Below are 26,883 nucleotides of genomic sequence, written 5' to 3'. Positions count from 1 at the left end.
CCGGCCGTCGTGCCGGTCACGCCCCGGACGGGGCGCGACCGTCGTGCTCAACCGCCCAGGATCTGGGCGAAGCTCGTCACCAGGCCCGGCGTCGCGACCCGCTCGGCACGGTCGTCGCCGAGCGACCCGGCGTTCGGCCGCGGGGCCGGCCCGTCGGCGGTGTCGCCGCCGTAGTGACCGTCACCGTGGCCGCCGAACCCCGAGTTGCCGGAGTAGTCCGGCACCTCGAGCGGCTGGGGCCTCTGGACATTCTGCATTCCGCGCACGTTGGTCGGGCTTCCGGGGGGCTCGGTGCACCGGGCGTCCTCGTTCACCGGTCGCTCGGAGACGTCGAGGCCACCGCGGTTGGGCGTGCCCTCGTAGCCACGGGTGCAGACCGGCGGGTCGGCGATGTTGACGACCAGGCCGAGGTGTGCCGTCCCGTCGCCGGGCACGACCTTCGGCGCGACGGCCACCAGGCCGGGGTAGGTCACGAGCAGCTGGCGCAGGCCCGCCTGGCGCGGGGCCAGCAGCTCGGTCACCGTCCGCAGGTTCGCGATCGACTCGCCGAGCCCGGGACCGCTCTCCCGGATCAGGCCGCTGACCTGGTCGCCCAGGCGCGGGCCGTCGTCGATGATCCGGCGCAGGTCCGGATCGGACTGCTTCAGCTGCTCGGTGACCTCGCGCAGGCCGCGGCTGAACTCCTGGAACTGCGGGGCCACCTCGTTCTGCGTGGTGAGCACCGGGCGGGCGTCGCGGATCAGCGCGGTCGTCTGCGGCAGCGCGTCGGTGGCGGCCCGGGTGAACTCCCCGGTGGTGTCGAGCAGCTGCTGCAGCGGCTGCGCGGTGCCCTCGAAGCCCTGGCCGAGCTCGCGGACGACCGTCTGCAGCGAGTCCTTCGGCACCGTCGACACGAGCTGGTCCAGCTCGGTGAGGAAGGTGTTGATCTGGACCGGGGTCCGGGTGCGGTCCTGCGGGATGACCGAGCCGGAGGCGAGCGCCTCGCCGCCGTCGGCCACCGGCTGGAGGTCGACGTACTGCTCACCGATCGGCGAGAGGTTCCCGACGACGGCCCGTGCGTCGGCCGGGATGGCCGGCGCGGAGTTCTCGATGTCGAGCTGGACGTCGACGCCGCGGGCGGTCAGCGACAGCTGCCCGACCCGGCCGACGCTCACGCCGCGGTAGGTGACGTCGGCGCCGCTGAAGATCCCGCCGGAGTCGGCGAGCTCCACCGTGACCGGGTACGTCGTCGCCCCGAAGATGCGGTCGAGACCGGCGTAGCGGAAGCCCGCGTAGCCGACCGCCACGACGGTGACGAGCACCAGCGCGGTCAGCTGCCAGCGGACGGTCTTGGTGATCACGATCCGCCTCCGAAGAGTCCGCCGAGCAGGCCGCCGCCACCGGAGCCCTGCTCCGGCGTCGGGCTCGGTGCCGGCGTCGCCGACGGTGCCGGGGTGGCCGGCGCGGTGCCCGAGGCGGGCGGCGCCGGCGCGGTGGTGGGCTGCTCGGTCCCGAGCAGCGGCAGCGCGGGTGCACCCGGGACCGCCGGGGCCGGCTGCCGCGGTGTCGCGCCGAGCAGCGGCGTCAGGAGCTGCGCGGTGGGCGGCAGCTGGGCCAGCTGCGTCGGGTCGAGCGGCAGCCCGAGCTGGTTGGAGTTGAGGATGTTGCGCAGGATCGAACCGAGGTCCAGGTCCAGCTTCACGTAGAGGTTGGCGTAGTCGCCGGCGACGGCGTCGGTGGCCGTGTCGGTGAACGGGATCGACAGCAGCAGCTGCAGCGAGTCCGGCAGGTTCTGGCCGGAGTCGGCCAGGTTCCGCAGCACCGGGCGCAGCGCCTCCAGGTCGACCAGCAGGTCGTCGCGGGACCGGTTGACGACGTTCGTCGCGACACCGGACAGCCGGTCGAGTGCCTGCAGCATGCCGACCAGCTGGTTGCGCTGGGACTCGAGCTCGCGCAGTCCGGGGCTGATGTTCTGCAGGGCGTTCTCGATCTGCGGACGACGCTCGGCGAGGGTGGCCGACAGGCGGTTGAGCCCGTCGAGCGCCCGGTTGATGTCGTCCTTGGAGCTGTCGAGCGAGCCGACGAGCCGGTCGAGGTTGTCCAGCAGCGCCCGCACCTGCGGCTCGCGCCCGGACAGCGCGTTGTTCAGCTCGGTGGAGATGGTCCGGATCTGGGCCACGCCGCCGCCGTTGAGCAGCAGCGACAGGGCGCCGAGGACCTCCTCGACCTCGGCCGCGCGCCCGCTGGCCTGCAGCCCGATCTTCCCGCTCCGGGCGAGGTCGCCCTCGGCGGGAACGGTCGGCCGGGACAGCTCGACGAACTTCTCACCGAGCAGCGAGGTCGTGCGGACCCGCGCGGTGGCGTTGGCCGGGAGCGTGACGTCGCGGTTCACCGCGACGGTGACCAGCGCGTTCCACGACCCCGGCTCGACGGCGACGGTCTCGACCGCGCCGACCGGCACGTCACCGACGCGCACGATCGACTGCGGGACGAGGTCGACGACGTCGGCGAACTCGATCTGCACCGAGTACGGGTCGTCGCCCAGGTTCGCGCCACCGGGCAGCGGGATGCCCCGCAGGCCGCCGTCCACCGCGCCGCAGCCGCCCGCGAACAGGGCCACGGCGGTCAGCAGCGCCGACACCCGGCCGACACGGCCGCTGGAGCCGATCACGATCCACCTCCGAACAGGCCGAACAGTCCGCCGTCCCCGCGCCCCTCGGTCTCGGGGACCGGGGTGGGAGTGGCCTGCGGGGCCGTCGTCGTCGACGGCGCCGGGGTGGCCGGGGCGCCGGTGGCACCCGGTGCGGGCTGCCCACCGGGGGCGGGAGCCTGCGGGTCGGCCGGGGCGCGCAGCTGCGAGCCCGGGTCGGTCAGCGACAACGGCGAGCCCGGCATCAGCTGGGGCACCGCCGGGTTGACCCCGGAGCCGCCGGCCTGGAGCTGCTCGAGCACCTGCTGCGGGGTCGGCAGCGGCACGGCGCCGTCGAGGATCGGGGCCAGGCCGTCGCACAGGGCGGCGGTGGGCTGGTCCAGGCCACCCGGGATCTGGCCCGCGCCGCGGCGGAGGATCTCGCAGATCGCCACCGGCAGCGGGTAGGCCAGCTCGTTGATGTTGGCCCGGGTGTCGAGGGTCTCCGAGGAGCCGTTGTAGATGTTGGCGAGGTTGCCCAGCGCGGCCGGGGCCACGTCGGCGATCTCGGACAGCGCCCGCTGGTGGTCGACGACCTCCTGCGAGACGCTCGCGAGCTTGTCCACGTTCGACCGCAGCGTCGACCGGTTGTCCTGCACGAAGTCGGCGACCTCCCCGAGCGCGTAGGACAGCTGGTTCAGCGCTCCGCCGAGCTCGCCGCGCTGGCTCGCGAGGAAGCCGGTCACGTCGGCCAGCTTCCCGTTGAGCTCGCGGATGCCGGGGTCGTTCTCCCGCAGCGTCCCGACGAACTTCTGCAGCTCGGTGATGGTGCCGAACAGGTCACCGCTGGAACCGTTCAGCGTCGCCGAGAGCCCACCCAGGTTGCGGATGGTGTCGTTGAGCGCGCGGCCGTTGCCGTCGAGGTTCCTCGCGGTGACGTCCAGGACGTCGTTGAGCGCGCCGTCCTTGTTCGCCCCCTGCGGGCCGAGCGCCCGGGAGAGCTCGGTCGCGGTCCGGGTGAGGTCGTCGACGCCGAGCGGGAACGCGGTGCGCTCCAGCGGGATCGGCTCGCCGTTCCACTCCGGGCCGCCGGTCCACACCGGGGTCAGCTGCACGTAGCGGCCGGTGACCAGGCTCGGCGAGACGACGGCGGCCTTGACGTCGGCGGGCAGGCGCACCTCGTCGTCGGTGATGGTCATGTCGACCCGCACCCGGTCGCCCTCGGGCGTGATCCGGTCGATCTTGCCGACCGGGACGCCGAGCACCCGCACGTCGTTGTCCTGGAACAGCGCGGCGGAGCTGGTGAAGTAGGCGGTGACCGGACGGCCGCCGCCGGAGGTGATCAGCCAGATCGCGCTCGCCACCAGGACGGCGACGACGGCGATCAGAGCACCGAACTGGATCTGGCGCCGGTCGTTGGCCCAGGATCCCATCAGCAGTCACCGCCCAACGGGATGGCCGGCGGGACCAGCCCGCAGACGTAGTTGTCGAACCAGCGGCCGTTGCCGAGGGCGTTGCCGAACACGCGGACGAACACCGCCTCCTTGTCGAGGATCTCGCCGAGGTTGTCGCGGTTCTCCTCGAGCACCGCCAGCACGCGGTCGAGGGTCTCCAGGGCCGGGCGCAGCTGCGCCTGGTTGTCGGCGACGAGGCCGCGCAGCTGGATCGACAGGCGCTGCACGCCGTCAAGCAGGTTCGCGATCGCGTCCTTGCGGCGCTGCAGCTCGCCGAGCAGCAGGTTGCCGTCGTTCACCAGCTTCACGACGTCGCCGCGGCGGTCGGCCAGCGTGGTCGACAGCTGCCGGGTGTTGGCGAGCAGCTTCTTCAGCTCGGCGTCCCGGCTGGAGATCGTGTTCGACAGGCGGGACAGCCCATCGAGGGCCCCGCGGATCTCCGGCGGGGTGTCGCGGAAGGTGTCCGAGAGCGTGGTCAGGCTCGACGCGAGCTGCGTGGTGTCGAGCTGGTCGATCGTGCCGGAGAGGCCGTTGAAGGCGTCGACGACGTCGAACGGGGACTTGGTCCGGTCCCGGCCGATCGGCTGGTCGGGGTCCTGCTCGGCGTCGCCGCGCGGGTCGAGGGCGAGGAACTTGGAGCCGAGCAGCGTGGCGATCTCGATCGAGGCCGTGGTCCGGTTGCCGACCCAGGCGTCCTCGACGGTGAACTCGACCTTCACGTGGTCGCCGTCGAGGGAGACGTCCTGCACCCGGCCCGCCTCGACCCCGGCCACGGTGACGCGGTCGTTGGCCTGCAGGCCCGCCGCCTCGGGGAACTCCGCGGTGTAGCGGGTGGCCCCGGAGAAGATCGCCTCGTAGTTGAACGCGGCCAGTGTCAGCGCCGCGATCAGCACGAGTCCGATCACCGCCGTCAGGACGGGGCGCTTCTGCCCTGCCTGTGCCATCAGTTGCCTCCCGGCTGCAGCGCTGCGGTCGGGTCGCTGCTGGAGTCGACCGGGCCACGGCCGGCCGCCTGGTCCAGCAGGCCGCCGACCGACTCGGTGGTCGGCTCACGCATCAACGGGTTGTCCTCGGCGCGGTTGTCCGCGGGGTCGCCGGGCTGCGAGCCGTCGGTCGGGACGGTGTTGCCGGCCCCGATCCCGGACGGGTCCGGGCCGCAGCGCCGCTCGGGGTTGCGGATCGGGCCGATGCCCAGGTCCTCCAGCGAGGTCGGCTGCAGGATCGGCGAGATGCCGATCTGGCCGTCGAGGCCGCAGAGGTAGAAGTTGAACCAGCTGCCGTGCGAGCCGACGCGGGCGATCCGGTTCAGCTTGAACGGCGTGTACTGCAGGAACCGCTCGATCGCGGGGCGGCCCTGGTCGAGCTGGGTCGCGAGGTCGCCGAGGTTGCGGATGTCGTCGCGCAGCGGCGGTCGGGCGTCCTCCAGGAACGACCCCGTGACCTGGGTCAGCTCGCCGATGGACTGGATCGCGTTGCCGATGGGCTCGCGATCCTGGGCCAGCCCGGACACCAGCGCCTGCAGCGAGCTGATCAGCTCGTTGAGGCCCTCGTCGTTGCGGTTGACGGTGTCGAGGGTCAGGTTCAGGTTGTCGATGACCTGGCCGATGACCTGGTCGCGGTCGGCGATCGAGTTGGTCAGCGACGACGTCGAAGCCAGCAGGCTCTGCACCGTGCCGCCCTCGCCCTGCAGGACCTGGACGATCTCCATCGACAGCTTGTTGATCTGGTCCGGGTCCAGGCCCTGGAACAGCGGCTGGAAGCCGTTGAACAGCACGGTCAGGTTGACCGCGGGGCGGGTCCGGTCGATCGGGATCTGGCCGCCGGCGGGGAGGTCCTCACCGGTCGGGCCCGCGCCCTGGTCCAGCGCCATGTACCGCTGGCCGATGAGGTTCTTGTACTTCAGGGTCGCGCTGACCGTCGACGGCAGCGGGGTGGACGAGTCGACGTCGAACGCCACCTCGGCGACCCGCTGGTCGACGATGCGGACGTCCTTGATCGATCCGACGACGACGCCGGCGATGCGGACGTCGTCGCCGGCCAGCAGGCCGGTCGCGTCGCTGAACCGGGCGGTGTACTCGGTGACCTGGCCGCCCCGGGCGTTCGCGATGGTCAGGCCGAGCAGCGTGGTGCCCAGCACTGTGACCAGCGCGAAGACCAGGAACTTGACCAGCGCCGAGATCGGGAGCCTGCTCACGTCAGCGTCACCTCCGTGCCGCGCAGGAGCGGGCCGACCATCGTGCTGCTCCAGGCCGGCACGGCCTGCGGGGAGCCGCCCTGGTGGGCTGCCAGCAGCTGCGCGACGACGTCCTGCTCGCCGGCGGAGTTCGCGACGCCCATGTCGATCGAGCCGCTCTGGTGCGTCCCGTCGTAGGACGACGGCTGGATGCCTGCCTGGCCGAGCGTGGTGGTCAGCGGGGGGAGCACGCCCGCGCCGTTCTGCGCGCTCTGGTCCTGGATGAGACCGAAGCTGTCGGTGCCGTCGTAGGTGCCGAAGGTGTCGACCCCGAAGTCCTCGGGGTTGCCCATCGGCTGCCCGGCCGGGGCCGGGCCCGGGACGGAGCCGTCCCGGAACGGGCCGTCCGGCGGGTACTGGGTGCCGGTCGGGACCGGGATCGGGTAGCAGCGCGGACCGCGGTCGTCGCCGTACTCGGGCTCGTCCTGGTTCGGCAGGTACTTGCCCTTGCTGGCCACGATCTCGAGGGTGAAGTTGAAGCCGACCCGGTCGGTGCCCGGCCGGAGCGCGTCGTTGATCTTCGGGATCAGCTCGACGAGCTGGCGGGTCAGACAGGGGAACTCCGGCGAGTACCGGGCCAGGGTCTCCAGCGTCGGCCGGCTCGCGGCGGAGAGCCCGATGATGTTCTCGCCGTTCGCGTCGAGGAAGGCCCGCAGGTCGTCCGAGGCACCGGTGATGGAGCGGTAGAGGTTCCGCAGACCCTCGCGCTTCTCGACGATGGTACGGCTGGTGACCGTGAGGTTGTCGAGCGCGTCGAGCAGGTCGGGCGCGGCCTGGTTCAGGTTGTCGGAGAAGGTCGCCAGCTGGCGGATGTCCTCCTGCAGGTCCGGCACGGCCGGGTTCAGGCCCTCGACCAGCGTGTTCAGCTGGGTCAGGGTCTCGCCGAGCTGGTCGCCCCGGCCCTGCAGTGCCTGGGAGAGCGAGCCGAGCGTGGTCGCCAGGTCCTGCGGGCGGACGGTCTGCAGCAGCGGCAGCAGCTCGTCGAGCACCCGCTCGACCTCCAGCGCGGCCTGGCTGCGGTCCTCGGGGATGACGTCGCCCGCGGCCAGCCGGGCCGTCGACGGCGCGGCCGGCGGGACCAGCGACACGAACTTCTCGCCGAACAGCGTCTTGGGCAGCAGCTGAGCGGTGACGTTCTCCGGGATCTGGTCGAGGAACTGCGGATCCATCGACATCTCGATGCTGGTGTTCGTGCCGTTCGAGACGACCTGGTCGACCTGCCCGACGATCAAGCCGTTGACCTTGACGTCGGAACGCTCCTGCATCTGGGTGCCGACCCGGGCGACGTTCAGGGTCACCGGGACACCGGAGGAGAAGGCGCCGACGTACTGGGCGACGGCCAGCCCGAGCAGGACGACGATGACCGTGACGAAGGCCAGGCCCTGCAGCACACGCTTCGGGGACCTCATCCGGCCACCCGCACCGAGGTCGAGGTGCCGAACATGACCAGAGTCAGGAAGAAGTCCAGGATGGCGGTGCTCACGATCGACAGCCGCACCGCGCGACCGACCGCGACGCCGACGCCGGCCGGTCCGCCCTTGGCGGAGTAGCCGTAGTGGCAGTGGATCAGGATGATCACCGTCGCGAACACGATCACCTTGAGGTAGGACAGCAGTACGTCACTGACCGGCAGGAACAGGTCGAAGTAGTGGTCGTAGGTACCACCGGGCAGACCGTTGATCAGCGTGACGTTGATCCGCGAGGCGGCGTAGCTGGCGAGCAGGCCGAGCGTGTAGATCGGGATGATCGCGACGATGCCGGCGACCACCCGGGTGGTCACCAGGTAGGGCACCGAGGGCACCGCCATGACCTCCAGCGCGTCGATCTCCTCGGAGATCCGCATGGCGCCCAGCTGGGCGGTGAAGCCCGCGCCGAGCGTCGCGGTCAGCGCCGAGGCGGCGACCAGCGGGGCGATCGAGCGGGTGTTGAAGTAGGCGGTGATGAAGCCGGTCAGCGCCTCGACGCCCAGGGCGTCCAGGGCGCGGAAGCCCTGCAGGCCGACCAGCGAGCCGACGAACAGCGACAACGACGCCATCACGCCGACGGTCCCGAGGATGACGATCAGCGCGCCGGAGCCGAAGGAGACCTCGGCGAGCAGCCGGGCGACCTCCTTCTTGTACCGGGTCAGCGTCTTCGGGATCCAGAGGATCGACCGGACGTAGAGCGACAGCTGGTCGCCGAGCTCCTCGAGCTGGTTCAGCGGCGCCTGGGCGGCCCGTCGGGCCCGCGTTCCGAGTGGGGTGGCCATGGATCAGAAGCCCTTCGGCGGGACGAGCTCGAGGTACAGGGCGGTGAGCACGAGGTTGATCAGGAAGACGAGCACGAAGGAGATGACGACGGCCTGGTTCACCGCGTCACCGACACCCTTCGCGCCGGGCGGCGGGTTGAGGCCGCGGAAAGCGGCGACGACACCGGCGACGATGCCGAACAGGAACGCCTTCAGCTCCGACACGACGATGTCGCTGACCTGCGCGATCGCCGAGAAGCTGTTGATGTACGCACCGGGCGACCCGCCCTGGATGATCACGTTGAAGAAGTAGCCGCCCGCGACGCCGACGCAGGTCGCGAGCCCGTTCAGGACCAGCGCGGTGATGCCCATGGCGAGCACCCGCGGCACGACCAGGCGCTGGATCGGCGAGATGCCGAGCACCTCCATCGCCGCGATCTCCTCACGGATGGTCCGGGCTCCGAGGTCCGCGCAGACCGCGGAGCCACCGGCGCCGGAGATCAGCAGTGCGGTGACGATGGGGGCGGCCTGCTGCACGATCGCGAGGACCGCGCCGGCGCCGGTCTGGGACTGGGCGCCGAACTGGCGGGTCAGCTCACCGAGCAGCAGCGCGATCGTCGCGCCGAAGGGGATGGTGAACAGGGCGGTCGGCAGCGCCGAGACCTTGGTGACGAACCAGGTCTGCTCGACGAGCTCGCGCCACTGGAACGGCCGGCGCAGTCCCTGGCGGCCGATCTCGGCGAACAGGCCGAAGAACCTGCCGACCGGGGTGAGCGCCCGCGTGACGGGGCTGGGGATGCTCACCGGTCACCGCCGGAGAGCTGGTGACGACCGCCCGGGTCGGGGGTGTCGTCGGTGATGCGCGGGTGGATGTCGGTGGGACGGTCGTCGCTCACCGTCGCGCCGCTGCGGTCCATCTGGCGGGTGGTGCCGTCCTGCGACGGACCGCCGCCGGCCTGCGCGTCGCTGTCGGCGTGCTGCTCCCGGATCGCCTCCTGCGCCGAGGACGGCAGCTCGTGCATCATCGCCTCCACCCGCTCCCGACGACGGTGCACCGCCTGCCGGTCCGGCATCCCCGTCGACGCCACCAGCTGCGGCTTCATCGGCGGACGGCCCTCCAGTTCACCGGCCTCCTCCATCTCACGGGCGGCCTGCGCGGCGTCCTTCTCCTCCGACATCCCGATCGGCCCCTCACGACGCCCGTTCAGGAACTGCGCCACCACCGGCTCGTCGGAGGTCAGCAACACCTCCCGCGGACCGAACATCGCCAGGTGCTTGCGGTAGAGCAGCCCGATGTTGTCCGGCACCGTCTGCGCCGAGTTGATGTCGTGGGTCACGATCAGGAACGTCGAGTCCGTCATCGCGTTCAGATCGATGATCAACTGGTTCAGATACGCCGTACGCACCGGATCCAGACCCGAGTCCGGCTCGTCGAACAGAATGATCTTCGGATCCAGCACCAACGCCCGCGCCAGCCCCGCCCGCTTACGCATACCCCCCGAGATCTCACCCGGCAGCTTGCCCTCGGCACCGACCAGACCGACCATGTCGATCTTCTCCATCACGATGTCGCGGATCGCCGACTCCGACTTGCGCGTGTGCTCCCGCAACGGGAACGCGATGTTGTCGAACAGGTTCATCGACCCGAACAACGCACCGTCCTGGAACAGCACCCCGAACAGCTTCCGGATCTCGTACAGCTCGGACTCCGAGCACTTGCACAGATCCACGCCCTCGATCACGATCGACCCCCGCTCCGGCTTCAGCAGCCCGATCAGGGACTTCAGGAACACCGACTTACCGGTACCCGACGGTCCGAGCAGCACCGACACCTCGCCCGCGGGCAGCGTCAGGGTCACGTCCGACCAGATGTTGGCCCGACCGAAGGACTTCGTCAGCCCCTCGACCTTCACCTCGACACCGGTCACGTGTCGCCTCCTCGCGCAATAGACCGACGAACCGCACCGGGGCCCGGGAACGCTGGGGAGCGGGGGCCAGTCGTCGGTGCTGAACGGCACAACGAGTCTGCGCGTCGGAAGTTACTGGCGGGTCAGCGGGGTCCCCGATCGGTGACCATTCCGTAATCTACATTATGATTACCGTGGGTTACAGATTACCGTGCGATGTTGCGGACCGTGGGTAACAGTGCTCCCGGCCGGGCAGCAGGGCTGGTCCGAACGGCCCGATTGCCGCGGTACGACCGAGTCGGCAACCACGCCCCCACCCGCACGGTGGATCACCCGATCGGCGGCGTCACGTGCGGGGCGTGCGACAGGATGAGGCGCTGGTAGTCGTCGAACAGGGCACGCAGGAGATCCCGGTCGCGGGGGTCGCAGGTCTGCTGGTAGCCGGCCATCAGCGAGATGCCGAAGACGGCGAGCCTGCGGGCGTCGTCCGGGTCGGGCACGACGTCGGCCACCACCTGCTCCAGCGCGATCCGGCGCTGCACGTCCACCCGCGCCTGGGCGCGGCCGACCTCGGGGTCGATCTGCGCCCACGCCCGGATCGCGGCCTCGGCGTCGTGCCGCAGGGCCACCGTGAGCTGCTTGACCACGTCGATCCGCTCGACCGGGTCCGCGGTCGCCCGGGCCAGCTCGACGATCCGGTCGGTCTGCTCGGCCTCCCAGTAGCGCAGCAGGCCACGGACGAAGCCCGCCCAGCCGCCGAAGTGGTGGTAGAACGACCCGCTGGTCACGCCGAGCGACCGGCACAACGGACCGATCTTGAGCCCGGCCGCGCCCTCGCGCGCGAGGATCGACATCGCGGCGTCGTAGTACTGCTCGGCAGCGATCTGCCGCCCCGCTCTCCTGGCCACCCGCCCGCCCCCTCTCCACGACCCGTGCCGACCCACCAGGGTGCCACGCCGGACGCGTGTCCGATCAGAAGATCCTGCGCAGCAGGCGTTCGGTCCGCCCGTCGTAGGGCGGGTAGACGATGCCGGGATCGGGCCGGGCCGGCTTGCGCAGCACCGCCCGCCGGTGAGAAAAGGTCTCGAACCCGAACCGCCCGTGGTAGGCGCCGGAACCGCTGCGCCCCACTCCCCCGAAGGGCAGCCGGGGCACCAGCACGTGGAACATCAGGTGGTTGACGACGGTCGCCCCGGCGGGGACCTCGCGGGTGACCCGCTCCGCGGTGCGCGACGAGCCGGTGAACACGTAGGCGGCCAGGGGCTTCGGACCGGCGTTGACGTGCGCGATCGCGGCGTCGACACCGTCGACGGTCAGCACCGGCAGGATCGGGCCGAAGATCTCCTCTGTCATCAGCCGTGACCCCGGCCGCGGGTCGAGCACGACCGTCGGCTCCCCGGTGCGGGTCTCCGGGTCGATCGTCCCGCCGGCCACCACGGTGCCCCCGTGGTCGTCGGCGAGCAGGCCCGCGAGTCGCGCCGCCTGCCGGGCGTCGACGATCCGCACGCCCCCGCCCGCGCCGCCGCGCATCCGCGCGGTCTCGGCGACGAGCCGCTCGACCAGCTCGTCGCGGACGGCGGAGTCGACGAGCAGGTAGTCCGGGGCGACACAGGTCTGGCCGGAGTTCATGAGCTTGATCCAGGCGATCCGGCGCGCGGCGACCTCGACGTCGGCGTCCGCGGCGACGATCACCGGGCTCTTCCCGCCCAGCTCGAGCGTGACCGGGGTCAGGTGCGGCGCCGCGGCGGCCATCACCTTCGCCCCGACCTCCGGGCTGCCGGTGAAGAACGCGTGGTCCAGGCCCTGCGCGAGCAGCTCCTGGGTCTCCCCCGGCCCCCCGGTGACGACGGCGACGGCGTCCGGGTCGGTGTAGCGCGGCAGCAGCCGGGCGAGCACCTCGGCGGTCGCGGGCGCGTACTCCGACGGCTTCACCACGGCGCAGTTCCCGGCCGCGAACGCGGCCACCAGCGGCGCGAGCGTGAGGTACGCCGGGTAGTTCCACGGCCCGATGACCAGCACGACCCCGAGCGGCTCGTGCACCCAACGCGCCGACCCCGGCTGCACCGACAGCGGCAGACCGACCCGGTGCGGGCGCATCCAGCGGCGCAGGTGCCTCCGGGCGTGGCGGGACTCCGCGACGGTCGGGGCCAGGTCGGCCATCCAGGCGTCGACGCGGGGCCGGCCGAGGTCCGCGGCCAGGGCCGCGACGAACTCGGCCTCGGCCTCGGCCAGCATCCGCTCCAGACCGCCCAGCTGGCTCAGCCGCCAGCTCCGGTCACGGGTCCGGCCACCACGGAACGTGGCGCGCAGCCGGGCCACCTGCTCGGCGACGGACGGTCCGCCGGCGTCCGCTCCTACGGCCCCGGTGGGTCCACCGGTCTCGGTCACGCTCATCGGTGGCTCTCCACGTCGTCGGGGTCGGGTACTTCCTCAGTAACGTAATCTACGTTACGTTCCGGGTACAAGGTCACACACTCACGACGACGTGGAGGAACCGTGCCCGGATTCGCCGACGAGGACGAGCTGTACCGCTACATCGGTGGCATCTTCGAGGCCGCACTGGCCGACCCCGAACTGGAGCCCAAGCTCCGCGGCACCGGGCTGGTCCTGCGCCAGCAGTGCACCGACCCCGACTCCGCGCTGATCATCGACCTGCCCGGGGCGAAGGTCTGGAAGGGCTCCGACGCGGGCGCCCCCGAGCCGCAGGCCACGATGACCATGTCCACCGAGACCGCGAACGCCTACTGGCAGGGCACGGTCAACCTGACCTTCGCCATGGCCAAGGGCAAGGTGAAGGTCGACGGCACCGTCACCAAGCTCCTGCAGCTCGCCCCGCTGTCCAAGCGACTGTTCCCGACCTACGTCGAGCGCCTCGAGGCCGACGGCCGCCAGGACCTCCTGGTCACCACGTGAGCCGCCGGGTACTGGTGACCGGTGCCGCGTCCGGGATCGGCGCCGAGGTCGCGCGCCGGTTCGTCGACGCCGGCGACGAGGTCGTCTCGCTGGACCTGGAGGACGCCCCCGTCGGCGTCGCGCGGCACGTGTACTGCGACCTGTCCGACGTCACGTCGATCGACGCCGCCGTCGCCGCCCTGGACGGGGAGTTCGACGCCCTCTGCAACGTGGCCGGGGTGCCCGGCACCGCACCCGCGGAGCTCGTGCTGCGGGTGAACCTGCTCGGGCTCCGTCACCTGACCGAGTCGGTCGTCGAACGGATCCGCCCCGGAGGGGCGATCGTGAACGTCGCCTCCATCGCCGGCTACGGCTGGGCCGACCGGCTGGCGGCGCTGCGCGAGCTGCTCGCCACCGACACCGTCGACGAGGGACTCACCTGGTTCGCCGAGCACCCGCAGGCGGGCAACACCTACAACTTCTCGAAGGAGGCCCTGATCGTCTACACGATGCTCATGGCCCCCGTGTTCGGCGAGAACGGGGTGCGGATGAACGCCGTCTGCCCCGGACCGGTCGAGACGCCCATCCTCGGCGACTTCGAGGAGTCGATGGGCAAGGAGAACCTCGACGCGCTCGCCGCGTTCCTCGGCAGGCACGCCACCCCCGCCGACATCGCCGGTCCGGTGCTGTTCCTGGCCGGTCCGGAGTCCGCCTGGATCAACGGGCACGCGCTCGTCGCCGACGGCGGCATCAGCGGTGCCGTGCTGACGGGCATGGTCCCCCCACCCCAGATCTGATCCGGTTCCGACGACGCAACCGCGAGGAGGCAACCCCGTGACCACGACGGAGAAGCGCCCGTACGACCCGCTCGACATCTCCACCCAGGCGTTCTGGGCACAGACCCCGGACGCCCGCGAGGAGCGGTTCGCCGAGCTGCGCCGCGAGCGTCCGCTGTCCTGGCACCCGCCGGCCGAGACCGATCTGCTGCCCGACCCGGACGCCCCCGGGTTCTGGGCGCTGGTCACCCACGCCGACATCCAGGCCGTCAGCCGCGACGCCGAGACCTTCGCGTCCGGCCAGCAGTACGGCGGCGTGATGCTGGAGGACGTGCCCGAGGACATGCTGGAGGCCGCGCACTCCATCCTCGCGATGGACGCACCGCGCCACCACCGCCAGCGCAAGGTCATCAGCTCGGTGTTCACCCCGCGCCGGGTCCGGCAGATCGAGGAGCAGATCGCCGAGCAGGCCCGGCTCATCGTCGACGACCTGCTCGCCGGCGACGGCTCGGCGGACTTCGTGACCGCGGTCGCGGCGCGGCTGCCGATGTGGACGATCTCGCAGATGATCGGCATCCCGCCGGAGAAGCGGCAGGAGGTCGCCGACGCCGCCAACGCCATGGTCGGCTGGAACGACCCGGACTACATCGGCGAGGGCGACCCGATGGCGGTGCTGCTCAACGGGCTGATGACGCTGCACACGGCGTCGTTCGAGCTGTCCGCGCTGCGCCGCGAGTCCCCCGCGGACGACCTCATGACCGCCCTGGTGCAGGCCGAGGTCGACGGTGACGCGCTGACCGACGAGGAGATCGCGGCGTTCTTCGTCCTGCTGTGCGTCGCGGGCAACGACACCACCCGGCAGACCTCCAGCCACGCGATCCTCGCGCTGGACCGCAACCCCGGGCAGAAGCAGCTGCTGACCGAGGAGTTCGACGACCGGATCACGCCGGCCGTCGAGGAGTTCGTCCGCTGGGCCAGCCCCGTGCTGACCTTCCGGCGGACCGCGACCCGCGACACCGAGATCCGCGGGCAGAGGATCGCCGAGGGCGAGCGGGTCGTGATGTTCTACCACTCCGGCAACCGCGACGCCGCCGTGTTCGCCGACCCGCACGTCTTCGACATCACCCGCGCCGAGAACCCGCACGTCGGCTTCGGCGGCGGCGGCCCGCACTTCTGCCTGGGCCATCACCTGGCCAAGACCCAGCTGCGGGCGCTGTTCCACCAGCTGCTCGCCCGCGTCCCGGACCTGTCGGTCGGCGAGCCGGAGTGGCTGACCGGCAACTTCATCAACGGCATCAAGCGGCTACCGGTGACCTTCGGGACGGGCTCGTGAAGCTCGGTCTGGCACTGGGCTACTGGGGTGCCGGACCGCCGCCGGGGGCCGTGGAGAAGGTCGACGCCGCCGAGGACCTCGGCTTCGACTCGATGTGGACGGCCGAGGCCTACGGCTCGGACGCGTTCACCCCGCTGTCCTGGCTCGGCTCGCGGACCTCGCGGATGCGCCTGGGCACCTCGGTCGTGCAGATGTCCGCGCGCACCCCGACCGCGACGGCGATGGCCGCCATGACCCTGGACCACCTGTCCGGCGGCCGGATGGTGCTGGGCATCGGCACGTCCGGGCCGCAGGTCGTCGAGGGGTGGTACGGGCAGCCGTACCCGAGGCCGCTGGCCCGCACCCGGGAGTACGTCCGGATCCTGCGGGACACGATCGCGCGGGAGAAGGTGCTCTCCGACGGCCCGCACTACCCGATCCCGCACCCGGGCGGCACCGGGCTGGGCAAGCCGCTGCGCTCGACCCTGCACCCGTACCGCACCGACCTGCCGATCCTGCTCGCCGCGGAGGGCCCGAAGAACGTCGCTCTGGCCGCCGAGATCGCCGACGGCTGGCAGCCGCTGTTCTACGCGCCCCGGCACGACGCGCACTACCGTGAGTCCCTCGACGCCGGGTTCGCCGCCCGCGGCGGGCGCCCGGACGGCTTCGAGGTCGTCTGCATGGTGCAGGTCGTCGTCGACGACGTCGTCGAGGCCGCCGCGGACCGGATCCGCCCGTTCCTCGCGCTCTACATCGGCGGGATGGGCGCCAAGGGCGCGAACTTCCACTACGAGGTCTTCGCCCGCATGGGCTACGACGACGAGTGCGCCCGCATCCAGGAGCTCTACCTGGGCGGGGACAAGGACGCGGCCGCGAAGGCCGTCCCGACCTCGATGGTCGAGCAGGTGGCCCTGATCGGCCCGAAGGCGAAGATCGCCGAGGAGCTGCCGGTGTTCCGCGACTCGCTGGTCACGACGATGGTCGTCGACGGCAGCCCGGAGCAGCTGCGCACCGTGCGCGAGCTCGTCGACGGCTGACCCGCTCCCCCACGCCGACGGCCCCGGTCCCGCTCGTGCAGGCCCGGGGCCGTCGGTGCGCGCCGGGGGCGGTCAGTAGCGGATCAGTCCGCGGATGTTGCGTCCGGAGCGCATGTCCTCGTAGCCCTCGTTGACCTGGTCGAGGGTGTACTCCTTGGTGATCAGCTCACGGAGCTTGAGGTGGCCGAGGTTGTGCATCTCCAGCAGCCGCGGGATGTCGAACTGGGCCGCGGAGCTGCCGAACAGCGCGCCGCGGATCTGCTTCTCGTAGAGCGTGAGGTCGAGCAGCGACAGCGACGCCGTCTCCTCCTCGGCCCGGGCCAGCGCGGTGACGACGACCCGGCCGCGCTTGCCGACCAGCTGCAGCGCGGGCTGCAGGTCCTCGCCCATCGCGACGCCCGTGCACAGGACCGCCGCCTCGGCCATCTGCCCGCGGGTCACCTCGCTGACGATCTCCCAGGCCTCGTCGATGCTCGCGGCGACGTGCGTGGCGCCCAGCTCCCGGGAGCGCTCCCGCTTGTGCTCGACCGGGTCGACGGCGACGACGTACCGGCAGCCCGCCGCCCGGGCGCCCTGCACCGCGTTCGCGCCGATGCCGCCGATGCCGATGACCACGGCGGTGTCCCCGGCCCGCAGGTCCGCGGTGCGCACCGACGAGCCGAAGCCGGTGGTGACGCCGCAGCCGACCAGCGCGGCCAGGTCCAGCGGGAAGCCCTCGTCGATCTTCACGGCGGACTTCACCGGGACCACGGTGTGCCGGGCGAACGTGCCGAGCAGGCACATCTGGCCCAGGTCCTCGCCACGGGCGTGGAACCGGTAGGTGCCGTCGAGCTGCGGGCCGAGGGTGGCGCCGGCGCCGTCGTTGCAGAGGTTCGGCTGGCCCTTGGAGCAGTACGGGCAGCGCCCGCAGGAGGGCAGGAAGGTCATGACGACCGGGTCGCCGACCTCGAGCTCGGTGACACCCGGGCCGACCTCGATGACCCGGCCCGCGCCCTCGTGGCCGCCGACCATCGGCAGGACCGCGGGCAGGTCACCGGTGACGAGGTGCTCGTCGGAGTGGCACAGCCCCGATGCGGTCAGCTCGACCATCACCTCCCCGGCGTTCGGGGAGTCGAGCTCGACCTCCTCGATCTCCCACTTGCCACCGGGTTCCCACAGCACCGCTGCCGTCGTACGCATGGCGGTCGATCCTGGCCGTGCGGAGACCTCCGGCACAGCCGTCGCCCGCGCCAGCGCTGGCCCCCGGGTGCCAGGGCAGGTCCTCAGGCGCCGGCGAGCGGCAGGGTGAGCCGGGCGACCAGTCCGCCGCCCTCACGCGGGAGCAGGCTCAGCTCACCGTCCATCGCGGACGCGAGCGCCTCGGCGATCCACAGGCCCAGCCCGGCGGTGCCGCGGCGCTCTCCCAGCGCGACGCCCTTGGCCGTCACGACGCCCTCCTGACCCGCGGGCAGCCCGGGCCCGCGGTCGCGGACCTCGGCGGTGAGCACGGCGCCGTCGTGGGCCAGGTGCAGTTCCACGACCTCGTCGCCGGAGTGCCGGGCGGCGTTCTCGGCCAGGTTGGTGAGCATCCGGCGCAGCCGCTGCGGGTCGCAGTGGACCGCGGCCCCGGCCGGTTCGACGACCGGGTGCCGCCGGTGCGCGGCGATCCCGGCGGCGTCGAGCACGGCGTCGGCCAGCTCGGCGAGCGCGACGCGGCGGGGCCGGTCGCGCCCGAGCGGGCTGCCGTCGGCGACGGCCAGGTCGGCCAGCCCGTCGAGCATGTCCTGGAGGTGGGCGGCGTGGTCGGCGAGCAGCCGCGACGCCCGCCGGGCGGCGTCCCCGCCCAGCCTGCCCGCGGCGAGGTCGGCCGACAGCGCGGTCAGCGAGGCGACCGGGGTCCGGAACTCGTGCAGCACGACGCGGGCCCCGTCGAGCCGGGCCCGGCTCTGGGACACGATCCGGTCCCGCAGCGCGCGCTCGGACAGGTAACGCTCGTGCTCGCTCTCGGCCCGGGCCCGGGTGGTGGCGATGTCGGCGAGCTGGCGTTCCAGCAGGCGCACGAGCACCCCGGTGAGCACCGCCGTCGCGAACAGGAAACCGGTCCACCACAGTCCCGCGACGACCGCGGCGCCGAGCGTGACCCCCGGGGCGGAGCCGAGCAGCGCCGCCGCGGTGTAGCCGACGCCGAGACCGAGCGCGACGAGCTGCCCGAGCCGGTGCCCGCCGCGCAGCGCGATCGCGATGACGACCAGCGGCAGCGCGGCCACCATCGGGCTCGCCACCCCGCCGGTGAGTCCGCAGGCGAGCAAGGCGAGCAGACCGTCGATCCCGGTCAGCACGGCCGGCGGGACGGGCAGCCGCCCGCGGAGCACGGAGACGACGCCGAGCGCGGCAGCGTAGACCGCGCTCAGGCCGATCAGGACGGCGGCCACGACCGGCCGGCCCCCGGCGAGGTCCGGCCGGGCCACCAGCAGGCCGACCGCGCCGAGCACGACGCAGATCCTCAGGACGACGGCCTGGCGCTCCTCCCGGGTGCGTTCGGGCAGTTCACCGGCGGGCGCGGTCACGGTCGGGGCCTCTCGGGAGCGGGCGGGGTCGGCGGCCACACTAGGCTCACCGACCATGCCGCCGCCCGTGCCGACAGCGCCGCACGTGGTCGTCATCGTCGACGATCACGCCCTGTTCGCACAGGGCCTCGCCCTGCTGCTGGAGTCCCGCGCCGGGGACACCTTCCGGGTCGCGGGCTCGACCACCGCCGGGGAGGACGCCGTCGCGCTGGTCGGGAGGCACCGGGCCGGGATCGCGATCGTCGACCTCGCGCTCCCCCCGCTGGGCGGGGTGGAGACGATCCGCCGGGTCAAGGCCGCCTACCCCGCCACCCGGGTGCTGGCCCTGTCGGGCACCGAGGACCTCGACCTCGCCGCCGCCGCGATGCGCGCCGGCGCCGACGGCTACCTGGGCAAGTCCGCCGACCCGGAGGTGCTGGTCGCGCCGCTGCTGTCGATCGCGGCCGGGGTGCGGGTACTGCGTGCGGAGCTGCTCGACGCGCTGCTCGTCGCGGCCGACCGCACCGCCGACGGCCTGCTCGACCGGCTCGGTGAGCGCGACATCGAGCTGTGGACGCTGCTGGCACGGGGCCTGGAGACCGCCGACATCGCCCGCCCGATGCTGGTCAGCGAGCGCACCGCCAAGCGCATGATCGCCTCGCTGCTGCACAAGCTGGGCGCGGCGAACCGGATCGAGGCGGCCGCGCTGGCGGGGCGCTGCGGCCTGCTCGACGAGCACCCGGCCGGTCGCTGAGGTCCGCGCCGGCACGCCGCACGGCCCGGACGGGCCAAGCCTGGCCCGGTGATCGGCTGCGCGCCCCGGACGGCGCGGGACAGACTCGCCGCGACGTGCCGGGCGGCATCCTGCCCGGCCACATCTCGCAAGGAGGCGCTGATGGCCGTGTTCGCCGACGAGGCCGAGGTCTACGAGTACCTGGGCGGGGTGTTCCGGATCGGGATGGCCGACCCGGACCTGGTGGCGAAGCTGCAGCCGTCCGGGGTCGTCCTGCGGATCACGTACACGAACCCGGACGCCGTCCTGACCGTGGACATGCCGAACTCCGAGATCCACACCGGCGCCGGTCAGGGCCCCGACCCGAACATCGAGCTGTTCATGTCCGCCGACACCGGCAACCGGTTCTGGCTGGGCAAGGTCATCCTCCCGGTCGCGATGGCCAAGGGCGACGTCCGCGCCAAGGGCCCGGTCTCGAAGGTCCTCAAGCTGCTGCCGATCGCCAAGCAGCTCTTCGGCCCGTACAAGGCGAAGCTCGAGGCCGAGGGCCGCGAGGACCTGCTGAAGGCCTGACCACGATCGGGTGAAGACCCCCGGCCGTCGGGCCCGCCACGACGGCGCCCGGCGAGACTGGGGGTCGACCCCACCCGACGGAGGCGCCGGCGATGGACAACATCTGGCTGGACGTGCACGCCTGGCAGCCCCTGCGGGGCGTGCTGCACCGGATGACCGAGATCGAGTGCGACGCACCCGACCCGCTGCCCCGCGACTTCGACGAGTGGCACGGCTGGGCCGAGGCCTGCCTGCTGGAGGTCGCGACGCGCGACGGCTGGCAGCACGGCCGCTACGCCTACACGATCCAGGAACGGGACACGACCGACCATCCCGTCCGTGAGATCGGCAAGGACATCTGGGACTACGAGGAGCCGGCTCGCGAGTCGACCGGCTGAGCACCGGCGCCGGGTCGCTACCGTCGCCGGGAACCATTCGCGCGACGGGGAGGTCCACGGTGACACGGGGCAAGGGTCCGCTGGCCGGACTGAAGGTGATCGAGCTGGCCGGGATCGGGCCGGGGCCGCACGCGGCGATGATCCTGGGCGATCTCGGGGCGGACGTCGTGCGCATCGACCGGCCCTCGGGCGGGCTGAAGCTCGGGTCCGACGCGGTGCCCGACCCGACGGCGCGCGGCCGGCGCTCGGTCACCGCGGACCTGAAGGACCCGGCGGGCCGGGAGACCGTGCTGCGGCTGGCCGAGTCCGCCGACGTCCTCCTGGAGGGCTACCGGCCGGGCGTCACCGAGCGCCTCGGCGTCGGCCCCGAGGACTGCCACGCCCGCAACCCGCGCCTGGTCTACGGGCGGATGACCGGCTGGGGCCAGGACGGCCCGATGGCGCCGCGCGCCGGGCACGACCTGAACTACATCTCGCTGACCGGTGCGCTGCACGCGATCGGCCGCGCCGGGGAGCGCCCGGTCCCGCCGCTGAACCTGGTCGGGGACTTCGGCGGCGGGTCGATGCTGCTCGTCGTCGGCGTGCTGGCCGCGATCTGGGAGGCGAAGGCCTCCGGGCAGGGCCAGGTCGTCGACGCCGCCATGGTCGACGGCGTCAGCGTGCTGAACCAGATGTTCTGGGGCTTCCTGGCCCAGGACGCCTGGGTCGACGAGCGCGACTCGAACCTGCTCGACGGGCACGCCCCGTTCTACGACACCTACACCTGCGCCGATGGCGGGCACATGGCCGTCGGGGCGCTGGAGCCGCAGTTCTACGCCCAGCTCGTCGCCGGCCTGGGGCTCACCGAGGACGAGCTCGGCCCGCAGTACGACCGCGGCGGCTGGCCGGCCATGCGGGCCCGGTTCACCGAGGTGTTCGCCTCCAAGCCCCGCGACGAGTGGGCCGCGGTCTTCGAGGGCACCGACGCCTGCACCACCCCGGTGCTGTCGTTCGCCGAGGCCCGCGAGAACGCGCACCTGACCGCGCGCGGCACCATCGTCACCTCCGACGGCGTGCCCCAGGCCGCCCCGGCACCGCGCTTCTCCCGCACGCTCACCGAGACCGCCGGTCGCGGCACCGGCCCGGAGAGCGTCGAGGACGTCCTGCGCGACTGGGCCTGACCCCGCACACGACGACGCCCCCGGTTCCGCAGGGAACCGGGGGCGTCGTCGGGTCAGGCGCTGATCAGTCGATCAGTCGGTCTCCTCGTCCGCGACCAGCAGGTTGCGGGTGCGGTTCGGGTCCACCGGGATGCCCGGCCCGGTGGTGGTGGAGACGGTGATCTTCTTGACGTAGCGGCCCTTGGCGGCCGACGGCTTGAGCCGCAGGATCTCGTCGTAGGCGGCGCCGTAGTTCTCCACCAGCTTCTCGGTGTCGAACGAGGCCTTGCCGATGACGAGGTGCAGGTTGGCCTGCTTGTCGACCCGGAAGTTGACCTTGCCGCCCTTGATCTCGTTGATGGCCTTCGTGACGTCCGGCGTCACGGTGCCCGTCTTCGGGTTCGGCATCAGGCCACGCGGGCCGAGGATGCGGGCGATGCGGCCGACCTTGGCCATCTGGTCCGGGGTCGCGATGGCGGCGTCGAAGTCGAGCCACCCGCCCTGGATCCGCTCGATGAGGTCCTCGGCGCCCACGGCGTCGGCGCCGGCGGCCTCGGCCTCGGCGGCCTTGTCACCGGTGGCGAACACGATCACCCGGGCGGTCTTGCCGGTACCGTGCGGCAGGTTCACGGTGCCGCGGACCATCTGGTCCGCCTTGCGGGGGTCGACGCCCAGCCGCATCGCGACCTCGACGGTCGCGTCGGTGTTCTTGCTGGACGTCTCCTGGGCCAGCTTCGCCGCCGAGAGCGGCGAGTAGAGGCGGTCCGCGTCGATCTTCGCGGCGGCCTCTCGGTAGGCCTTGCTGCGCTGTGCCATCTGTCCTCGTCTCCTTAGAGAGGTCAGGTCGTGGTCGGAGCCGCGCCCGGCTCTCCCACGCGTACGGGTGGTGTGGGGGGCTCGCTCAGCCGTCGACCGTGATGCCCATCGACCGGGCGGTGCCGGCGATGATCTTGGCGGCCTGGTCGAGGTCGTTCGCGTTCAGGTCGTTCATCTTGACCTGGGCGATCTCCCGGACCTGGGCCATGGTCACGCTGGCGACCTTGGTCTTGTGCGGCTCGCCGGAGCCCTTCTCGACACCGGCCGCCTTGAGCAGGAGCCGCGCCGCGGGCGGGGTCTTCAGCTCGAAGGAGAACGACCGGTCCTCGAAGACCGAGATCTCGACCGGCACGATGTTGCCGCGCTGGGCCTCGGTCGCCGCGTTGTAGGCCTTGCAGAACTCCATGATGTTGACGCCGTGCTGGCCCAGTGCGGGGCCGACCGGCGGGGCCGGCGTCGCTGCGCCTGCCTGGATCTGGAGCTTGATGATCGCGGAGAGCTTCCGCTTCTTGGGGGGCATGTCCGTTCCTCAGTGATCGATGTGCACGCCGCGCGGCCCTGCCATGCCGCGGACGTTCCTCACGGGTGCGATCAGATCTTGGAGACCTGGTTGAACCCGAGCTCGACCGGGGTCTCCCGGCCGAAGATCGAGACCAGCACCTTGAGCTTCTGGGCGTCGACGTTGACCTCGGAGATGCTCGCGGGGAGCGTGGCGAACGGGCCGTCCATGACGGTGACCGACTCGCCGACCTCGAAGTCGACCTCGATGGTGGGGGCGCCGCCGGACGAGCCGGAGCCGCCGCCGGACGCGGTCCTGCCGGCCTCGGCCTCCTTCTTGGGGGCCTCGACCTTCGGCAGCAGGAACTTCACGACCTCGTTGATCGTCAGCGGCGACGGCTTGGACGTCGCGCCGACGAAACCGGTGACGCCCGGCGTGTTCCGCACCGCGCCCCAGGACTGGTCGTTGAGCTCCATCCGCACCAGGATGTAGCCGGGCAGCACCTTGCGCTGGACCTTCTTGCGCTGCCCGTTCTTGATCTCGGTGACCTCCTCGGTGGGCACCTCGACCTGGAAGATGTAGTCCTCGACGTCCAGGGTCTGCGCCCGGGTCTCGAGGTTCGACTTCACCTTGTTCTCGTAGCCCGCGTAGGAGTGGACGACGTACCAGTCGCCGGGCGCGCGACGCAGTGCGGCGCGCAGCTCCTCCTCCGGGTCCACGTCCTCGGCCGGCTCCTCCGCGACGGCGTCGGCACCGTCGGTGTCGGCGTCCCCGGAGTCGGCGTCGGAGTCGGCGTCGTCCGCGTCCTCGGCGGTCGGGACCGTCTCGCCCTCGCCGTCCAGCGTCTCCGCCTCGGCGCCGGGGGTGCTGTCGTCGTCGGCCTCGGTGTAGTCGCCGGAGACGGCGTCCTCACCGTGCGCCGCCTCGACGTCGGCGTCCTGGACGGACTGCTCGGGCAGCGTCTCGTCGGCCGCGTTCTCGGCGACGGCGTCGATCGCGGCCTCGTCGGCCGCCTCGTCGTACGCCTTGCTGTCGGAGGTCACGTCCTACTCGCTTCCATTGTTCGGTGTCGGTCGGAGCCGGTCGGCGTTCGTACTCGCGTCAGTTGCCGAACAGCAGGGCGACGCCCTCGGCGAACGCCGAGTCCAGCACGAACACCAGCGCCACCATGATCGACACGAAGATCAGGACCGCGATGGTGTACTTCACCATCTGACCGCGGTCGGGCCAGATGACCTTGCGGAGCTCGGCGACGACCTCCCGCAGGAACCGGGCGAGCCGGGCGAAGAGCGACGGCTTCTTCTCCTTCGTCGCCGCGGTGGCGCGGGTCGGGGTGGCACGGCCCTTGCCGGGGGTGCTCGCGGAGCCGGAGGCCCGCCGCCCACGACGGTCGGCGGCGTTGCTCGGGCGCTCCCGCCCGGGCCGCTCCGACTCGTGCTCGTCGCTCACGCGTGTCGCCCTCCGCACGTGGCGGGCGTCCGCCCGCCCTCGGTCACGTCCTCCGCTTCGGGAGAACCCTCGTCGCTTCGCCGTCCGTGCCGTCGGCCGCACCGCCGTGATCTCCGGCGGCCTGCGGCGTCGTGGCAGGGGTGACAGGACTTGAACCTGCAACCTGCGGTTTTGGAGACCGCTGCTCTGCCAATTGAGCTACACCCCTTTGCCCCGATCCGCCACGTGGCGGCGGGGCGGACGCAACGGATCGTCCGGTGCGTCCGGCTGGAACGAGTGTACGCACCCGCTTCCGCGGGCCCGTACCCCGGGTCGCCTCACCCCGGGAGGACGACCTCGGCGCGGGCGCGGCCGAGCACCGTCTTCCCCTCGAAGGCCGCCTTGAGATCGACGACGGCGATCCGCTCCCCGCCCTCCTCGCGCACCTCGGCGACGGTGCCGGAGAGCTCGACGGTGGCGCCGGCGTCGTCGTCCGGGACGACGACGGGCCGCGTGAAGCGGGTGCCGTAGCTGCGGATCGCGGCCGGGTCCCCGGTCCACGCGGTCAGCACGCGGCCGGCGAGGGCCATCGAGAGCATCCCGTGCGCGATCACACCGGGCAGCCCGGCGACCGCCGCGACGCGGTCGCTCCAGTGGATCGGGTTGAGGTCGCCGGAGGCACCGGCGTAGCGCACCAGGTCGGCGCGGGTGACCTGCACGGTCAGCGACGGCAGCGCGTCGCCCTTGGCGCAGGCGGCGGCGGTCTGCGGGGTCAGCGGTGCACTCACGCGTCCCCCTCGCCGCCCGCGTCCTCACCGGCGGGGCTGACCAGCATCGAGTGCGTGGTCGCCACCGGCTCGCCCGCCGCGTCGGTGACCTCGCAGCGCAGCGTCAGCATGTGGTTGCCGGCCCGGGTGCGCAGCTCGTCGACGTGCAGCACCGTGGTGAGCTCGTCGCCGGCGACGACCGGCCTGCGGAACGTGATCCGCTGGTCCCCGTGGACCATGCGGGTGTAGTCCCACCCGAAGGCGGGCTCCCGGAGGAAGCCTTCGATGACCGGCATCGTGAAGCAGGTCGGGAACGTCGGCGGGGCCACCAGGTCCGCGTGGCCCGCGGCACGTGCCGCGTCCACGTCGCGGAAGAGCGGATCGCCGTCACCGATGGCGACGGCGAACTCGCGGATCTTCTCGCGACCGACCTGGTACGGCCCGACCGGGTCCGAGCTGTGCCCGACCCAGGACTGGTCGACCACTGTCAGCTCCGGGAGTCGCTACGCACTCAGCGGGTCTCGCGGTGCGCCCGGTGGGTGCCGCAGTTCGGGCAGAACTTCTTGATCTCGAGCCGGTCGGGGTCGTTCCGCCGGTTCTTCTTGGTGATGTAGTTGCGGTGCTTGCACTCCTCGCAGGCCAGAGTGATCTTCGGCCGCACGTCCGTGGCCTTGGCCATCGCGGGTGCCTCCCAGCATGTCTCGTGAATGATGCGCCAACGTGGTGACGATGGCCGGACTTGAACCGGCGACACAGCGATTATGAGCCGCTTGCTCTACCAACTGAGCTACACCGTCATGCAAGAAGCCCCGCCGCATGCGGCGAGGCCCCTTGTAGAGCCCCCTTACGGAATCGAACCGTAGACCTTCTCCTTACCATGGAGACGCTCTGCCGACTGAGCTAAGGGGGCGGCAGCACCGGTGTCACGCGGGCCCGAGGGCCTCGCTCTCACCGACGGGAAGAACTTTACACCGGGGTCCCGGGCCCCCGAACGGGGGGTCCCGGAACCCGGTTCCTGCAGGTCAACCGCTGTTCGTCACCAGCTCGACTTGCGGACACCCGGCAGTGCGCCGTCGTGTGCGAGCTCGCGCAGCCGGACCCGGGACACCCCGAACTTGCGGAGGTGCCCGCGGGGGCGTCCGTCGACCGAGTCGCGGTTGCGGACCCGGGTCGCGCTGGCGTCGCGTGGCTGGCGGCGCAGCTCGGCGACCGCGGCGGCCCGCTCCGGCTCCGGCGTCGACGGGCGGGCGATGAGCGCCTTGAGCTCGGCCCGCCGCTCGGCGTAGCGGGCGACGATCTCCTTGCGCCGCTCGTTCTTCGCGATCTGTCCGGTCGTGGCCATCAGACCTTCACCCCGTTCGCCCGGATCTTCGCCACCGCGGCGGAGACGCCGATCCGGTCCACCGTCCTGATCCCCTTCACCGAGAGCGTGAGCCGCACCCAGCGGTTCTCCTCGGCCAGCCAGTAGCGGCGGGTCTGCACGTTGGGGTCCCAGCGCCGGCTGGTGCGCCGGTGGGAGTGCGAGACCGACTTGCCGAAGCCCGGCTCGCGGCCGGTCAGGTCACAGCGCTTGGCCATCG

29 protein-coding genes, 3 tRNA genes and 1 pseudogene are annotated in these 26,883 nt (G+C 72.1%); 8 read left to right on the top strand and 25 right to left on the bottom strand.

Features of this window, described 5'->3' with window-relative positions; translation table 11 throughout:
- Positions 1 to 47: 47 nt before the first annotated feature.
- From KPF22_RS05710 to KPF22_RS05660, 11 genes and pseudogenes are all read right to left on the bottom strand, one after another.
- Entirely contained in the window at positions 48 to 1,340 is a 1,293-nt protein-coding gene (locus tag KPF22_RS05710) for an MCE family protein (protein ID WP_161152760.1), read from the bottom strand.
- The gene (locus KPF22_RS05705; RefSeq protein WP_224401415.1) at positions 1,337 to 2,650 is read right to left on the bottom strand and encodes an MCE family protein; all 1,314 of its coding nucleotides are present in this window, start codon (positions 2,648 to 2,650) and stop codon (positions 1,337 to 1,339) included. Before KPF22_RS05705 ends, KPF22_RS05710 begins: the two co-directional genes overlap by 4 nt.
- Positions 2,647 to 4,041, bottom strand: coding sequence for an MCE family protein (locus tag KPF22_RS05700; protein ID WP_224401414.1), 1,395 nt, complete (start codon positions 4,039 to 4,041; stop codon positions 2,647 to 2,649). The genes KPF22_RS05705 and KPF22_RS05700 overlap by 4 nt, the downstream gene beginning before the upstream one ends.
- Positions 4,041 to 5,006, bottom strand: a complete 966-nt coding sequence (locus KPF22_RS05695) for an MCE family protein (RefSeq protein WP_161152757.1) — start codon at positions 5,004 to 5,006, stop codon at positions 4,041 to 4,043. The genes KPF22_RS05700 and KPF22_RS05695 overlap by 1 nt, the downstream gene beginning before the upstream one ends.
- A gap of 257 nt (positions 5,007 to 5,263) precedes the next feature.
- Positions 5,264 to 6,241: pseudogene (locus tag KPF22_RS05690) on the bottom strand (MCE family protein); the annotation flags it as partial.
- A gap of 11 nt (positions 6,242 to 6,252) precedes the next feature.
- Complete coding sequence (locus KPF22_RS05685; protein ID WP_161152755.1) at positions 6,253 to 7,704, bottom strand: MCE family protein; 1,452 nt, start codon at positions 7,702 to 7,704, stop codon at positions 6,253 to 6,255.
- The gene (locus KPF22_RS05680; RefSeq protein WP_161152754.1) at positions 7,701 to 8,543 is read right to left on the bottom strand and encodes an ABC transporter permease; all 843 of its coding nucleotides are present in this window, start codon (positions 8,541 to 8,543) and stop codon (positions 7,701 to 7,703) included. Before KPF22_RS05680 ends, KPF22_RS05685 begins: the two co-directional genes overlap by 4 nt.
- Positions 8,544 to 8,546: 3 nt before the next feature.
- Positions 8,547 to 9,326 (bottom strand): ABC transporter permease, encoded by a 780-nt coding sequence (locus KPF22_RS05675; RefSeq protein ID WP_224401413.1) that lies wholly within the window; start codon positions 9,324 to 9,326, stop codon positions 8,547 to 8,549.
- Entirely contained in the window at positions 9,323 to 10,450 is a 1,128-nt protein-coding gene (locus tag KPF22_RS05670; RefSeq protein WP_224401412.1) for an ABC transporter ATP-binding protein, read from the bottom strand. The genes KPF22_RS05675 and KPF22_RS05670 overlap by 4 nt, the downstream gene beginning before the upstream one ends.
- 308 nt (positions 10,451 to 10,758) lie before the next feature.
- The gene (locus KPF22_RS05665) at positions 10,759 to 11,337 is read right to left on the bottom strand and encodes a TetR/AcrR family transcriptional regulator (protein WP_161152751.1); all 579 of its coding nucleotides are present in this window, start codon (positions 11,335 to 11,337) and stop codon (positions 10,759 to 10,761) included.
- Positions 11,338 to 11,401: 64 nt separating this feature from the next.
- Positions 11,402 to 12,823, bottom strand: a complete 1,422-nt coding sequence (locus KPF22_RS05660; protein WP_224401411.1) for an aldehyde dehydrogenase family protein — start codon at positions 12,821 to 12,823, stop codon at positions 11,402 to 11,404.
- A 102-nt stretch (positions 12,824 to 12,925) separates the two neighbouring features.
- Here KPF22_RS05660 and KPF22_RS05655 point away from each other — a divergent pair, with 102 nt between their 5' ends.
- Genes KPF22_RS05655 through KPF22_RS05640 form a run of 4 tightly spaced genes read left to right on the top strand, consistent with a single transcriptional unit; the run spans position 12,926 to position 16,446 of the window.
- Positions 12,926 to 13,342 (top strand): SCP2 sterol-binding domain-containing protein, encoded by a 417-nt coding sequence (locus KPF22_RS05655; protein ID WP_224401410.1) that lies wholly within the window; start codon positions 12,926 to 12,928, stop codon positions 13,340 to 13,342.
- Positions 13,339 to 14,118: a coniferyl-alcohol dehydrogenase gene (locus KPF22_RS05650; protein WP_224401409.1), complete on the top strand. Its 780-nt coding sequence runs from the start codon at positions 13,339 to 13,341 to the stop codon at positions 14,116 to 14,118. Before KPF22_RS05655 ends, KPF22_RS05650 begins: the two co-directional genes overlap by 4 nt.
- 37 nt (positions 14,119 to 14,155) lie before the next feature.
- A complete protein-coding gene (locus KPF22_RS32960; protein ID WP_224401408.1) occupies positions 14,156 to 15,430 on the top strand; it encodes a cytochrome P450 in 1,275 nt (424 codons plus the stop codon).
- Complete coding sequence (locus tag KPF22_RS05640; RefSeq protein WP_224401407.1) at positions 15,427 to 16,446, top strand: LLM class F420-dependent oxidoreductase; 1,020 nt, start codon at positions 15,427 to 15,429, stop codon at positions 16,444 to 16,446. Before KPF22_RS32960 ends, KPF22_RS05640 begins: the two co-directional genes overlap by 4 nt.
- Before the next feature lie 72 nt (positions 16,447 to 16,518).
- Here the strand turns inward: KPF22_RS05640 and KPF22_RS05635 are convergent, their stop codons facing one another.
- Together KPF22_RS05635 and KPF22_RS05630 are read right to left on the bottom strand one after the other, a co-directional pair.
- The gene (locus tag KPF22_RS05635) at positions 16,519 to 17,625 is read right to left on the bottom strand and encodes an NDMA-dependent alcohol dehydrogenase (protein ID WP_062397886.1); all 1,107 of its coding nucleotides are present in this window, start codon (positions 17,623 to 17,625) and stop codon (positions 16,519 to 16,521) included.
- An 83-nt stretch (positions 17,626 to 17,708) separates the two neighbouring features.
- Positions 17,709 to 18,992 (bottom strand): sensor histidine kinase KdpD, encoded by a 1,284-nt coding sequence (locus KPF22_RS05630; protein WP_224401406.1) that lies wholly within the window; start codon positions 18,990 to 18,992, stop codon positions 17,709 to 17,711.
- 55 nt (positions 18,993 to 19,047) lie between these two features.
- Between KPF22_RS05630 and KPF22_RS05625 the strand changes: the two genes are divergently transcribed.
- The 4 genes from KPF22_RS05625 (at position 19,048) to KPF22_RS05610 (ending at position 21,814) form a co-directional block, all read left to right on the top strand.
- Positions 19,048 to 19,725, top strand: coding sequence for a response regulator transcription factor (locus KPF22_RS05625; protein WP_208818996.1), 678 nt, complete (start codon positions 19,048 to 19,050; stop codon positions 19,723 to 19,725).
- A gap of 141 nt (positions 19,726 to 19,866) precedes the next feature.
- Complete coding sequence (locus KPF22_RS05620) at positions 19,867 to 20,277, top strand: sterol carrier protein (RefSeq protein ID WP_062397890.1); 411 nt, start codon at positions 19,867 to 19,869, stop codon at positions 20,275 to 20,277.
- 92 nt (positions 20,278 to 20,369) lie between these two features.
- Complete coding sequence (locus tag KPF22_RS05615) at positions 20,370 to 20,654, top strand: hypothetical protein (RefSeq protein WP_208818995.1); 285 nt, start codon at positions 20,370 to 20,372, stop codon at positions 20,652 to 20,654.
- Positions 20,655 to 20,713: 59 nt separating this feature from the next.
- Positions 20,714 to 21,814 carry a CaiB/BaiF CoA-transferase family protein gene (locus tag KPF22_RS05610; protein ID WP_208818994.1) on the top strand — a complete coding sequence of 367 codons (1,101 nt, stop codon included), beginning with the start codon at positions 20,714 to 20,716 and terminating at the stop codon, positions 21,812 to 21,814.
- Positions 21,815 to 21,886: 72 nt separating this feature from the next.
- Here the strand turns inward: KPF22_RS05610 and rplA are convergent, their stop codons facing one another.
- The 12 genes from rplA to rpmB form a co-directional block, all read right to left on the bottom strand.
- Positions 21,887 to 22,609, bottom strand: coding sequence for a 50S ribosomal protein L1 (rplA, locus tag KPF22_RS05605; RefSeq protein ID WP_149665504.1), 723 nt, complete (start codon positions 22,607 to 22,609; stop codon positions 21,887 to 21,889).
- Positions 22,610 to 22,694: 85 nt separating this feature from the next.
- Positions 22,695 to 23,129: a 50S ribosomal protein L11 gene (rplK, locus tag KPF22_RS05600; RefSeq protein WP_073576496.1), complete on the bottom strand. Its 435-nt coding sequence runs from the start codon at positions 23,127 to 23,129 to the stop codon at positions 22,695 to 22,697.
- A 71-nt stretch (positions 23,130 to 23,200) separates the two neighbouring features.
- Complete coding sequence (nusG, locus tag KPF22_RS05595) at positions 23,201 to 24,151, bottom strand: transcription termination/antitermination protein NusG (RefSeq protein WP_208818992.1); 951 nt, start codon at positions 24,149 to 24,151, stop codon at positions 23,201 to 23,203.
- Positions 24,152 to 24,209: 58 nt separating this feature from the next.
- Positions 24,210 to 24,557: a preprotein translocase subunit SecE gene (gene secE / locus KPF22_RS05590; protein WP_062397901.1), complete on the bottom strand. Its 348-nt coding sequence runs from the start codon at positions 24,555 to 24,557 to the stop codon at positions 24,210 to 24,212.
- Between the two features lie 132 nt (positions 24,558 to 24,689).
- Positions 24,690 to 24,765: transfer RNA gene (locus KPF22_RS05585), tRNA-Trp, on the bottom strand.
- A gap of 109 nt (positions 24,766 to 24,874) precedes the next feature.
- Positions 24,875 to 25,324, bottom strand: a complete 450-nt coding sequence (locus KPF22_RS05580; protein WP_139282878.1) for a MaoC family dehydratase — start codon at positions 25,322 to 25,324, stop codon at positions 24,875 to 24,877.
- The gene (locus KPF22_RS05575) at positions 25,321 to 25,788 is read right to left on the bottom strand and encodes a MaoC family dehydratase N-terminal domain-containing protein (protein WP_224401405.1); all 468 of its coding nucleotides are present in this window, start codon (positions 25,786 to 25,788) and stop codon (positions 25,321 to 25,323) included. Before KPF22_RS05575 ends, KPF22_RS05580 begins: the two co-directional genes overlap by 4 nt.
- Before the next feature lie 26 nt (positions 25,789 to 25,814).
- Positions 25,815 to 25,982 (bottom strand): 50S ribosomal protein L33, encoded by a 168-nt coding sequence (gene rpmG, locus KPF22_RS05570; protein WP_020623293.1) that lies wholly within the window; start codon positions 25,980 to 25,982, stop codon positions 25,815 to 25,817.
- A gap of 42 nt (positions 25,983 to 26,024) precedes the next feature.
- Positions 26,025 to 26,100: transfer RNA gene (locus KPF22_RS05565), tRNA-Met, on the bottom strand.
- Between the two features lie 40 nt (positions 26,101 to 26,140).
- Positions 26,141 to 26,213: transfer RNA gene (locus tag KPF22_RS05560), tRNA-Thr, on the bottom strand.
- A gap of 126 nt (positions 26,214 to 26,339) precedes the next feature.
- Positions 26,340 to 26,645, bottom strand: coding sequence for a 30S ribosomal protein S14 (gene rpsN, locus KPF22_RS05555; protein ID WP_073576499.1), 306 nt, complete (start codon positions 26,643 to 26,645; stop codon positions 26,340 to 26,342).
- The gene (gene rpmB / locus KPF22_RS05550; RefSeq protein ID WP_179761792.1) at positions 26,645 to 26,881 is read right to left on the bottom strand and encodes a 50S ribosomal protein L28; all 237 of its coding nucleotides are present in this window, start codon (positions 26,879 to 26,881) and stop codon (positions 26,645 to 26,647) included. Before rpmB ends, rpsN begins: the two co-directional genes overlap by 1 nt.
- Positions 26,882 to 26,883: the final 2 nt, after the last annotated feature.

Source organism: Pseudonocardia sp. ICBG1034 (assembly GCF_020131375.1).
Classification (GTDB): domain Bacteria; phylum Actinomycetota; class Actinomycetes; order Mycobacteriales; family Pseudonocardiaceae; genus Pseudonocardia; species Pseudonocardia alni.
The sequence above is the reverse complement of the archived record's forward strand: the minus strand, read 5'-3'. Positions and strand labels throughout refer to the sequence as shown.